This is a genomic window from Bacillus sp. MUM 116 (genome assembly GCF_001866655.1).
GTDB lineage: Bacteria > Bacillota > Bacilli > Bacillales > Cytobacillaceae > Neobacillus.
This window is the reverse complement of sequence record NZ_MLYR01000068.1, coordinates 19,526-31,325: the sequence shown is the minus strand read 5'-3', so window position 1 is coordinate 31,325 and position 11,800 is coordinate 19,526. Positions and strand designations below refer to the sequence as shown.

The 11,800-nt window shown below is 37.7% G+C and carries 11 protein-coding genes and 2 pseudogenes; 10 read left to right on the top strand and 3 right to left on the bottom strand.

The window, feature by feature from the left end; all coding sequences use genetic code 11:
* The 4 genes from hutU to BIV60_RS16895 all read left to right on the top strand — a co-directional run.
* Positions 1–948, top strand: a 948-nt coding sequence (gene hutU, locus BIV60_RS16910; protein ID WP_071356876.1) for a urocanate hydratase, incomplete at its 5' end; no start/stop codon positions are given.
* Between the two features lie 469 nt (positions 949–1,417).
* Entirely contained in the window at positions 1,418–2,023 is a 606-nt protein-coding gene (locus BIV60_RS16905) for a HutD/Ves family protein (protein WP_071356875.1), read from the top strand.
* 212 nt (positions 2,024–2,235) lie between these two features.
* Complete coding sequence (locus BIV60_RS16900) at positions 2,236–3,708, top strand: amino acid permease (RefSeq protein WP_071356874.1); 1,473 nt, start codon at positions 2,236–2,238, stop codon at positions 3,706–3,708.
* 272 nt (positions 3,709–3,980) lie between these two features.
* Positions 3,981–4,469, top strand: coding sequence for a DinB family protein (locus BIV60_RS16895; protein ID WP_071356873.1), 489 nt, complete (start codon positions 3,981–3,983; stop codon positions 4,467–4,469).
* Positions 4,470–4,616: 147 nt separating this feature from the next.
* Here the strand turns inward: BIV60_RS16895 and BIV60_RS16890 are convergent.
* Positions 4,617–4,967, bottom strand: a pseudogene (locus tag BIV60_RS16890) (IS110 family transposase); the annotation flags it as partial.
* Between the two features lie 155 nt (positions 4,968–5,122).
* Between BIV60_RS16890 and BIV60_RS29775 the strand changes: the two are divergent.
* The 4 genes from BIV60_RS29775 (at position 5,123) to BIV60_RS16875 (ending at position 6,906) form a co-directional block, all read left to right on the top strand.
* The gene (locus BIV60_RS29775) at positions 5,123–5,275 is read left to right on the top strand and encodes a hypothetical protein (protein WP_165976420.1); all 153 of its coding nucleotides are present in this window, start codon (positions 5,123–5,125) and stop codon (positions 5,273–5,275) included.
* Positions 5,276–5,787: 512 nt separating this feature from the next.
* Positions 5,788–6,264, top strand: a complete 477-nt coding sequence (locus BIV60_RS16885) for a CarD family transcriptional regulator (RefSeq protein ID WP_083402293.1) — start codon at positions 5,788–5,790, stop codon at positions 6,262–6,264.
* A 63-nt stretch (positions 6,265–6,327) separates the two neighbouring features.
* Positions 6,328–6,507, top strand: a complete 180-nt coding sequence (locus BIV60_RS16880) for a sporulation protein Cse60 (protein WP_071356872.1) — start codon at positions 6,328–6,330, stop codon at positions 6,505–6,507.
* A 198-nt stretch (positions 6,508–6,705) separates the two neighbouring features.
* Positions 6,706–6,906 (top strand): cold-shock protein, encoded by a 201-nt coding sequence (locus BIV60_RS16875; RefSeq protein WP_071354810.1) that lies wholly within the window; start codon positions 6,706–6,708, stop codon positions 6,904–6,906.
* Positions 6,907–7,501: 595 nt separating this feature from the next.
* Here the strand turns inward: BIV60_RS16875 and BIV60_RS16870 are convergent.
* On the bottom strand, positions 7,502–8,239 hold the full coding sequence (locus BIV60_RS16870; protein WP_071356871.1) for an SH3 domain-containing protein: 738 nt from the start codon (positions 8,237–8,239) through the stop codon (positions 7,502–7,504).
* 5 nt (positions 8,240–8,244) lie between these two features.
* The gene (locus BIV60_RS16865) at positions 8,245–9,165 is read right to left on the bottom strand and encodes a hypothetical protein (RefSeq protein ID WP_071356870.1); all 921 of its coding nucleotides are present in this window, start codon (positions 9,163–9,165) and stop codon (positions 8,245–8,247) included.
* A 317-nt stretch (positions 9,166–9,482) separates the two neighbouring features.
* On the opposite strand from BIV60_RS16865, the pseudogene BIV60_RS16860 reads away from it, so the two are divergent.
* Together BIV60_RS16860 and BIV60_RS16855 are read left to right on the top strand one after the other, a co-directional pair.
* Positions 9,483–10,162 (top strand): annotated as a pseudogene (locus BIV60_RS16860) (response regulator transcription factor).
* 43 nt (positions 10,163–10,205) lie between these two features.
* The gene (locus BIV60_RS16855; protein WP_071356869.1) at positions 10,206–11,504 is read left to right on the top strand and encodes a sensor histidine kinase; all 1,299 of its coding nucleotides are present in this window, start codon (positions 10,206–10,208) and stop codon (positions 11,502–11,504) included.
* Positions 11,505–11,800: the final 296 nt, after the last annotated feature.

The window sequence follows — 11,800 nt, the reverse complement described above, 5'->3', positions numbered from 1 at the left end:
ATTGGAAACGCAGCAGAAATTTTACCATTAATGATCGAAAAAGGCTTTAACCCAGATGTATTAACAGACCAAACATCTGCACATGATCCACTCAATGGATATGTACCAGTTGGCTATTCATTAGAAGAAGCTGATAAATTAAGAAAAGAAGATCCAACATTATATGTGAAGCTTTCAAAACAAAGCATGGCAACACATGTAAAAGCTATGCTTACCATGCAGCAAAAAGGCGCTGTTACATTTGACTACGGTAACAATATCCGTCAAGTGGCAAAAGACGAGGGCGTTGAAAATGCATTTGATTTCCCTGGATTCGTTCCAGCGTACATCCGTCCATTGTTCTGTGAAGGTAAAGGACCTTTCCGCTGGGCAGCATTATCTGGAGATCCAGAAGATATCCGTAAAATTGACGAAGCATTACTTCGTGTTTACAAAGATGATGAGCACCTTTGCAAATGGGTTAAGATGGCGCAAGAAAGAATTGCGTTCCAAGGACTTCCTGCACGTATTTGCTGGTTAGGCTATGGAGAAAGAGCACGTTTTGGTAAAATCATTAACGACATGGTGGCTTCAGGTGAAGTTTCCGCTCCAATCGTTATTGGCCGTGACCACTTAGATGCTGGTTCCGTTGCATCTCCAAACCGTGAAACTGAAAGCATGATGGACGGTTCTGATGCAGTATCTGACTGGCCAATCCTTAATGCCATGATTAACGCAGTTGGCGGTGCAAGCTGGATTTCCTTACACCATGGCGGCGGCGTAGGTATGGGATATTCACAACACTCTGGTATGGTTATCGTTGCTGACGGTACAAAAGAAGCAGAAGCACGCTTAGAGCGCGTATTAACAACTGACCCTGGTATGGGTGTAGTTCGTCACGCAGATGCAGGTTATGAAATTGCAATCAAAACTGCAAAAGAAAAAGGCATCAAAATGCCAATGTTGTAAGAAAAGCGGAAGCGCCCGTTTAGCGACGTATGGACTGGAGCGAGTCGACTGAGATAAAGGAAACACGAAGAGCGAAGCAACTGCCTGAATAACATCTTGCAGCTTTGCGACGAGCTGAACAGTAGCTTCTTCGAATTTACTATGGCGCAGGAGCACCTTTAAGCGATTCGTGCTTGACTTATCGTAGGGAGGCGAGTGAAGTCCACTAGTCGCTGGGCGCTGGAGCTGGATAATTCTTAAAGTGAATAATAATTCTTCAACTAGTCAGGACTAAAAACAAAACGGATTGAAACGAATGAGTAAAGCACTTTTTATCAGAAATGCTTCTCAGCTCGTTACCTTATTGGGGGAGCTCAGTCAGCTCCCCTTGTTAAAGGTGCGATGTCTGAGCAAAAGTATAGAAGAATATCGCTGGGATCTGCATGAATGAGCAAAGAGAAAATTTTTTTGGGATATGTGGAGTGGAAATATGACTTATTCAATAAAATTTGTAAAAAAAAATGAGCAAACTACGAATTTATGGTCCGGTGGAAAAACAACGCAACTGGCCATTTATCCTGAAGATGCGGATTATAGTAAACGGAATTTCCAATGGCGCATTAGTACAGCTGATGTTGAAGTAGAAGAATCCTTATTTACGCATCTACCAGGCATCCAAAGAGTAATAATGATACTTGAGGGTGAAATGTATCTTGAACATGAAGGAAAACATTCGGTGGTTTTGAAGCCTTTTGAACAAGATCGCTTTGATGGTGGATGGACAACACGAAGCAAAGGGATCGTTAAGGACTTTAATTTAATGTTATCAGACGGGTGCGATGGGGGGCTTACCTGTATCCAGATTAAAAAGGATATTCAAGATTTAGTGTTGGATGTGACAGGAACGGCCGAAGTTTTTTATTGTGTTGATGGAATGGTAGGAGTTGAAATAGGTGAAGAAGAGCCTTTATTTTTCGAAAAAGGTGATACATTGATTATTATGAGGGAGAATTCATCTGAAGAAATGAGTATTAAGTTTCGTAGTAAAATCGAAAAAATGGTTACGATTATTAGAGCAAGCATGGTTGTTCAGTAACAGGATGCCTAATTCTCAGTATTACAGCTGCTGAACAAAATCAATCACTATCACAGTAACTGATGTCTTGGAATTACTTCCTTTAATGTACTATTTTGGAGGATATTATTATTTAAATAAATTTATCGATGAAAGCGCTCTTTTATACTGTCTTATTGTATTTTTAAGATTGTATAAGAATTAATTATAAAAGACTAAAAAAGAGGTGTTTTATGCAAACGGTACAAACTCAGCAAACAAATTCAGCAGATCAACATGAACACCTAGAGAGAAAATTAAAAACAAGGCACCTATCCATGATTGCTATTGGTGGAACGATTGGAACAGGTCTTTTTTTAGCTAGTGGCACTACTATTCATGATGCCGGTCCAGGAGGGGCGATTGCGGCTTATCTTATTGCTGGAATCATGGTTTATTTCCTCATGACAAGCTTAGCGGAGATGGCTGCATTTATACCAATTTCGGGTTCTTTCAGTACGTATACTTCAAGATTTGTTGACCCTGCCTTAGGGTTTGCGGTTGGCTGGAATTATTGGTATAACAATGCCATTATCCTTGCTCTTGAATTATCGTCTTCTGCATTGATTATGAAATATTGGCTGCCTAATATTCCAGGTATTGTCTGGAGTGCAACTTTTCTCGCCCTTATTTTTGGTCTAAATGTTTTATCTGTTAAAGGTTATGGTGAATCAGAATTTTGGTTTTCCATCATCAAGGTTGCAACCATCATTATTTTTCTTGTTGTTGGATTACTGATGATTTTTGGAATTATGAAGGGTCATACCGGTGGATTTGGAAATCTTACAAAAGGAGAGGCGCCATTTAAGGGAGGCCTTTTATCCATATTTAGTGTCTTTATGGTAGTAGGATTTGCCTTTCAAGGAACTGAAATGGTTGGAGTAGCTGCAGGTGAAAGTGAAAATCCTGAAAAAAATATCCCTAAAGCGATTAAGCAAATCTTTTGGCGAATTCTTTTATTCTATGTATTAGCCATTTTCGTCATCGGATGCTTAATTAGCTATAAAGATCCAAATTTATTAGGGTCCAACCTTGAAAATATTGCTGTAAGTCCATTTACACTTGTTTTTAAACATGCTGGGCTGTCATTTGCTGCAGCTGTGATGAATGCTGTCATCCTTACATCTGTTTTATCTGCAGGAAACTCAAGTTTATATGTTGGTTCACGGGTCCTATGGGTATTGGCAGAAGAAGGTAAAGCACCAGCATTTTTGAAAAAAGTAAATAAAGGGGGTGTCCCTGTAAACGCATTGTATGCAACTACTTTTATAGGAATGCTTTGCTTCCTAACCTCTTTTTTCGGTGACGGAACAGTTTATTCATGGTTATTAAATGCTGCTGGTCTAGCAGGTTATATCTCTTGGTTAAGTATTTCTGTAACTCATTATCGATTCCGAAAAGCTTTTATTGCACAAGGCAGAGATTTTAAAGATCTTCCTTATTTTGCAAAATGGTTCCCGTTAGGACCAATTCTAGCGACAATATTATGTTTAGTGGCAATGCTTGGATCAAATTACAGGGCATTTATTGGGGATAAGATTGACTGGTATGGAATTCTGGTTTCTTATATTGGACTACCTTTATTCTTGCTTGGATATTTTAGCTATAAAATTGTAAAGAAATCAAAAATGGTTCCATTACAAGAGGCTGATTTCAGCCGAGAATAAGATCACTATATTTATTACGAAATTATCCATTTAATCTAATGTGACGTTAAGGAAAACTTAAACTATCAGTGCTTGAGTTTAGAAGGGATTGCTGCGGCGATCATTTTATAGGCCGATAGGAAAGTATAACTTTCCTATCGGGCATAAGTGCAACTACGCCTCTGTCTTCGCCATAACGGGCTCGCCAATCGGCGAGTTTTCTAATCAGTAAAGAAAGGGTTTTTCTATACATGTATAGAATAAGTAGTTATAGTTGTTAAGGTGGTGTTTTGATGCTTCAACATGAATATGGATGGGTTCGACAAACTAGAGGAATTCTGTTAGATTTTTGTGGGAAATTAGATCCTAATCATTTTACTCATGCAAATGGATTCGGTTGGCAATGTGTAAGAGACACATTGGTTCATATAGCAGATTGCTATGTTGCCTGGCTTGGATCATTTGTTTTATTGAAGACAAAAAAACCAATTACTCCAAGAGAAGAATTACATAATCTCAGTTTAGAGCAAATAATAGCACGATTTGAACAAGTGGATTTAATAGTAAATGAATTATTAGAACTACATGGACATAATTTAAACGTGCTAATTGAGAGAGAAATCCCTTGGAGAGAAGCACCTGAACTATTATCTATCACTCCTGGTAAATTGCTAATGCACACCATTACTCACGAGTTTCATCACAAGGGACAAATAGTAGCTATGCTCCGTCAGATGGGTTATGAGCCCCCAAATACTGATGTATTAGGAACAGAAGATTAATTTATTCAAGATGTAATTTGGGCGATGTTTAATTGACATTGCCTTCTTCGTTGAGTAAGTTTGTGAAGTAATGTACTTACACTACCATGAAAATTAACTTCTGTGAAATCCGTAAAATGGCAATACTAAAATAGACGCAGCTCAGAGTTCCAGTTCTTCTTTCTTCTTTTTCATAGTGCGCCTTGCAAAGTTTGCTAGTTTTTCAGGATCCTCCTCACCGTCGGCAATGGCATCGAGCATATCCCGAGCCGAAACACCCATAACATCGGAAACAACAGATCCCAATTTAATGTTCGCTCCTTCTAATACTTTCTGGATTCTGTTATGTTGTCTGGCTCGCTCTTCGATAATACTTCGGCGATATCGAACTAGCTCACGCAGTTCACGCTGATTCCGATCTGGAATGTAACTCGCTTTAAGCAGACCGTGACGAAGGAGTTTGGCAATCCATTCTGCATCCATCACATCTGTTTTACGTCCTGGAACTGCCTTCATGTAAGAGTAAAAATCCGCTCCCTTTTTGCAATAAGCCCCTCTCGAGTGAGAAGGGCTATTCTTTATGGTTTAAAAGTAAAAAGTTTGCACGTAATATATTTTTCCACTCCATCATATTATTGGTTGTGGTGATAATCACATTAAGGGAGGAAAAACAAATGCAAATTAATTTAACCGATAGAGAAATGGAACTATTAAGAAGGCTACTTAATACAGAAAGTAAAAATGATCGATGTACAGGTGAACAAGCAGAAATTTACGAAAATATTATAATGAAAATTGATAAAAGAATGAGTTTAAAGAGACTTTAACTGTTTGTATGCCCATCTCAATTTAGATTAACGGGTTCACTTCAGATGGTTGACCGCTGCGTCGATCCTTTTTTCTTCTTGAACTAAAGGTAGCAAGTTAGTTTAAAAAGCTATGATAAAATTAAAGAAATATTTGCATTAAAAAGGTGAAAATAAATGAAAAAGTTTCCCTGCCCTTGTTGTGGTTATAAGACTTTAGAATAGAAACCTCATGGGACCGACATTATATGTAAAGTTTGTTTTTGGCAGGATTATTATGTTAAAGCAATCCTTAAAGCAAAGGCTATCACTAAAGGTAGCCTTTTTTTATTGTGCTAAGGATGCAGGTTAATTTAACAATTTACCTATTTTCTCACTGTAAAAAAACAATGGGCGGCGATCCCATTGTTTTTTACACACGGCTCAGGAAATAATTTTATTGACATTAACTTATAACAAGTGATAAAATAATAAATTTGTTATTTAGGTTTTATATGGTATACTTAAGATGTTTTATATTTGGAGGTGGTTAGTTGTTTCAAGTTGGTGATTATATTGTTTATCCTATGCAGGGAGCAGGAGTTATTGAAGCAATAGAAATAAAGGAAATTCAAGGTGAGAAAATTCAGTATTATATAATAAATATGCTAATGAATAAAATGCAAGTTATGATTCCTATTGCAAAAGTACACAAATCACGGATTCGTTTAGTTACCGATATGACTACACTTGAAAGCGTATTGAACATTTTCCATCATGGTCTAACCGATACAACCCTTTCAATGAAAGAAAGATATAAGATTAATACGGAAAAACTTAAAACAGGTAATATCCAAGAAGGAGCTGAAGTTGTACGGGATTTAATGCGGATAAACAAAAATAAATCACTTAATTCAAGTGAAAAGCAGATGCTTGAAAGCGCACGAAAGATGTTTATTAGTGAACTTGGTTTAATTAGAGGTATCACTGAAAATCAGGCAATAGATTTATTAAGCAACAAGGTAGGATAAGTATTTTATTTCAAAGTTTAACTTTCACGCGGTAATTATGAAAAATATCGGGAGAGAGAATAAATGTATGAGGCAAAAGGTTTTCAAAGTACAGACTTCGAAGAACTTATTCGAGTAGTTAATGATTTTGTTGGCTCATTAGCGGAAGGAAAGCTTATAGATGTTAAATACAATTCTGTTCCTCTTGCTATAAGCACTCATACAGAGTACAGATACAAAATATTTTGCAATGATTATATTTAAGAAATAGCAAGCTCAAAACAGTTTTTGTGATGGATTTTTTGTCTTCTTGCAATATCTTACAAAAAATGCTATGATTAAAGTGAATTATTTTTGTTCGGTGTAAAGGATTTGTATTAGTTTGAACTTTTCGTCTTGATGATCACTGAGAGCAAGAATAGTATTACATTGTGTGTGTTTACACACTAGGAGGCAACAAACATGGAAAAAGGTAAAGTAAAATGGTTTAATGGCGAAAAAGGCTTCGGATTCATCGAACGTGAAGGTGGAGAAGATGTATTCGTTCATTTCTCAGCGATTCAAGGCGAAGGGTACAAAACATTAGAAGAAGGTCAAGAAGTGACTTTTGACGTTGAAAAAGGTCAACGTGGACCTCAAGCAGCTAACGTACACAAAGCTTAATTATAGAATCCTTTAAACAGGCTCTAATAGTAGAGTCTGTTTTTTATTTTTCTTAAAAAACAAAAAATCCCACTCACGAATGGGTGGGGAACATGAAAACAGTAAATCAAATGGTAAACTAAGTGTACCATACAATTAGGGAATCTCCTAAATCGTTTAAATTAGAGTGGCTGGAAAGCAGCGCTTTCTCATTTGAAATGAGAAAAAATTACCCAATAATATGTATGGATATTTTTTTCTTAGTTGAGTACAATCCTTGAAAATGGAATCTGAAAGCAAATAGGTGTCGCAAAAAAAATAAAGGCACTTTTGATGCCTTCAAAATTCATAACTGGTTGGCAATTAATATATGACACTTTATTCTATGGGAAATAGCAAGTAATTCTTGGGCATTAGTCTTGTAGCTATAAAAAAGAAACAAGGCATTGTTGTAATCTCAATGTAGGTGGAGGGCATTCACAACCCAAAATTCAATATCTTCAGCCTCAAGCAAATTAACAATTGGTTTCCAATATACACTCGTACTTTCCATGGCAACATGGGTAATCATACCCGCAGAGGCACCCTGTCAAGTTGTCATCTAATTTCTCGATTATTATTTTTCCCTCACAATGCTGGCTGAAATCCAACCTTTGATTCCGTTTGCGGTTTGTACTTTTAGCCACTTAATTCCTTTGGGATCTACTTGTTCTTCATTCAAAAAGTGCATTGTTTCCCCATTTGGAATCGTGTATAGCCGAGCCGCCGTTAGTGTGGGAGCTACCCGAATATTTCCACCGTCTTTATAGTTCCTATTTAAAATTAATTCTTTTGTATCAGGAGATGCAGCATCGGATACTTGTTTGTGAACAGGTTCTTGGTTTAACCAGGCCTCAGCTTTCTTCCATTTTTGTGTATACCACTCATTTGGATTGTTCATGGTTGCTGCAGAAAGCAAAATTGCTAAAGCTGTAGCAGAATAGAAGGTCCATCTTTTAATCATTGCCTTATTCCTTTTCCGTTTCCTGAACAGCTGAATCATTTTGTTGAAAAACCTTTCGAACAAGGCAAACATTTCTTCAATGATATCAATCCAAATAGGTATGCCCGTTTTTCCTGCTTCTCTCCGGCTTCTTTGCATCCTACTAATTAGTTCCATGATGGGATAAGAAAGGAGATAAAGCATTTTTTTCAACAACCGGCACAACAAGTTGAAGCAGGGAGGAACAATGTATACCAAAATTGTTCTTGCGAGCAGCAGGAACACAAAGAGAACCAAAAAAATACGGAGCCCTTCCGGAAGGAGAGAAACAGGTGCCCACAACCAAAACAGCTGATTTAAAATGGATTCCACAATCACTACTCCCCTTTATTTAAATAGGATGGAAGTTCTCTCCTTGGATCAGAAATCTGTTTTTTCCTATTTACTTTTTCCAGATCGACGGGAAGATAGGGGAATAGTTTCTTTAGTTTGGCTAATCTTTGTTCTGCCTGGAACTGGTCAATAGTGTGATCGTTGATTAAGTTTAATAGTTGTTTGTTTACTTCATATTTGAAGGTTTGATTTTGGCTAAATTCCGATTCTACCAACCGCTTTGCCATTTCATTTTTTTCCCCAAGCTTCCCAGCAGTAATAAAATCACCAGCTTCAAGGGCTTCTTTAATCGAGGCCGAAATCCGGCGCGCTTCCTCCAAGTCATGAGCCTCTTGATAGGCAGATAGTTCTGCGTTCCGGTCTAAATCGGCGATCGCCTCATCATGGCGCTGGTCCCGAATACCTTGCCGGATCAAAACACGAATATTTCGAACAACAATTCCAGCATCTCTTAACACCTTGACTAATGGGGAGGTTTGAAAAAATTCTTCAATATGCCGTGCAAATCTCAGTTCCTCTTCAATAGGAAAAAATCTTGCTTCTGATTCTACCCAGAAGGGCAGATTATTGTTAATTATGGTGCGAAATTCTCCTGCATTTTGTTGAACTAAGCGTTCCGGGTGTTCGACGGCGATATCGATAAATAAATTGACAGAAAACCTTCTCCCTCTTGTTGCCGAAGGGACCTCCTCATTGTAGGTGATGGTTTGTTGCTGCATATTGACGGTATAAACCCTATTATATTTACCAATCCGCAATTCACTTCGTGATAAACGCTCTCCATTTTTAACTTCATAGTATTCGTTGTCATTATTAACATAAACAAATGCATGAGTCATAGACGACGCCGGCGGTTTTTCCCAAAAACTAAATTTCACGTCTTTAACATCTTCAATAAATTGCATTAGGTCATTCCCTCCAGGTTAACTATTTTCATTGAGAGATCACTCACCCTTGTCTACATTCTATGCAGACAATCGTAAGAAAAGGACATAGGGAAGGACCTAGGGGACGATTCTTGTGGCTTTTTAAGTTCAAAAGTGGCCACAAGAACCGTCCCCATGGCACTGTCTATATGTGCTGCGGTTTTTAGTGAAATTGCTTAATTCCTCAAAAAATGGCAAAATTATCTAAGATAAATAATGTAATATAGATGTAGTGAAATTTTATAGAAGAAGATTTATAGAATGAAATGTTTAATCAAGTTTAAGGGGTGGATACCTTGACTAAAATAATGGTCGTGGATGATGAAGATCACATCCGTGAGCTTATTCGCTTATACCTTGATGATGAAGGTTTTGAAATCGTTGAAAAATCGAATGGAGCGGACGCATTGGAATACGCTGAAAATCATCAGGTTGATCTTGTGATTCTTGATATCATGATGCCCAAACTGGATGGATGGGCATTGTGTAAGGAACTTCGTGAACTATCTGATATTCCTATTTTAATGATTACCTCGAAGGGGGAATCAGAGGACAAAATAAAAGGCTTTAGGCTTGGGACGGACGATTATTTAGTCAAACCTTTTGACCCCGTTGAGTTGGTCTTGCGCGTTAGGGCTCTCCTCAAGCGCTATCGAATTGCGGCTTCAAATATAATAAAGCTTGGAGAAATTGAACTGGATCGTAAAACTTACCAGGTTCTTTATAAAGATGGAAAAGAATAACCATACCAATGAAGGAATTTGAACTCCTTTACAAACTTGGCAGCTATCCTGGTCAGTTATTTACCCGTACCAATCTTATTGAGCAGATCTGGGGCGTCGATTATGAGGGAGATGAAAGGACAGTTGATGTTCATATCAAACGACTCATGGAGCGTTTTGCCGAGTTTGAGTCGCAATTCAAAATCGTAACCATCCGCGGGCTCGGAAATCGCTTGGAGGTGAGTCGGGATTAAATCACTCTATACTCGGATCGTAGGTATATATGTCAGTACGGTCATGTTTAGTTTGCTTGCCGCTTATATTGGAACGAATATTTTATATCATGATCATGCTCAGGATGAGATGAAGAAGATCCTAATTCATAATGGTAAAAAGGCGCTTGAAATATACAAAACTACTAAATCGGATGATTTGCTGTCTTTTATGAAGGCCTATTCGGGAACATCTGGGACACGCCTACAGCTGTATAAAAAGGATGGTGTTCCGCTTCTCAAAGACAAAAATTTAGAGGTTGAAAAAAAATATGTCGATTCGGTTCTTGCTGGTAACATTACAGACAATTTCAAAGGGTTTATCACCCATGTTCCAATTGTTGGCATACCATTTCAAGAAAATGGGAAGCATTATGCTATTTTTGTAACAATTGAGCGGAATCAGTTTGAAGATCAATTGATGACTGCCATTCATCTCATGTATGTCGTCATTGTGTTTTTTGGCAGCCTTTTGATTATTATAGCGGCTCGATATGTCGTCCATCCTCTCGTAAAGTTGACGGAAGCAACAAGGAAAATGGCGAAAGGAAACTTTAATATTGTGCTCCCGACAAATCGAAAAGATGAGATTGGAGCATTAAGTGCGAGCTTTAATGTAATGGCAAAAGAACTCGGAAAACTTGACCAAATGCGTCAGGAATTTGTGTCCAATGTATCTCATGAAATTCAATCACCGTTAACTTCCATTTCTGGATTTTCAAAGGCGTTAAAGCAAAAGAAAATAAGTGAAGAAAACCGTATACGATATTTGAGTATTATTGAACAGGAAAGTGACCGATTATCAAGGCTGGCAAGAAACCTGCTCCGCTTGTCCCACTTGCAGCAAGATCAACTCCTGCTGAACCTGTCAAATTTCCGTTTAGATGAACAATTACGGGGTGTCGTCATTGCTTTGGAGCCGCAATGGTCAGCAAAGGAAATTGTGACTGAGATTCATTTAAAACCGATTACGATTGAAGCGGATGAAGATCAGCTTAAGCAGGTGTGGACGAATTTAATCAATAACAGTATAAAATTTACGCCGCATCAAGGGAAAATTACAATTAAAGCATTCCTGCAAAACAATCTTATCTCTGTCTCCATTACCGATACTGGAATTGGCATCCCGGAAGAAGAACGAAAAGATATTTTTAAGCCATTCCATAAGGTTGATAAATCCCGAGATCCCTCCATAAAAGGCAATGGGATTGGCTTATCCATTGTTAAACAAATTGTTGATTTACACCACGGAGAAATTAACGTTTCTGAGGGTCCTGAGGGAGGAGCAAAATTTATCGTTATATTGCCATTAAAATATATATAGTAGGTAAACAAACACGTTTGGAATATAAATCCAAGCGTGTTTTTGCTATGGCTGTAACTTATTGTTGGATGGGTACCATGTTCATATTGAGTTCACACATCACGTGTAACTTAACATTAGAACTCACAGAACATATGAAAGGTTTTATTGGAAATGACGAAAGGGCATAGGAAGCTTTCCATCGCAATGAGGCTGTTTTATGAAAAATCTTAAATGGGCATTTTTACCGTTACTATTCTCCGTGATGCTTTTCTTTTATAGGGCGAGTATTATAAATGTTTTTGTTCGGAGGTGCC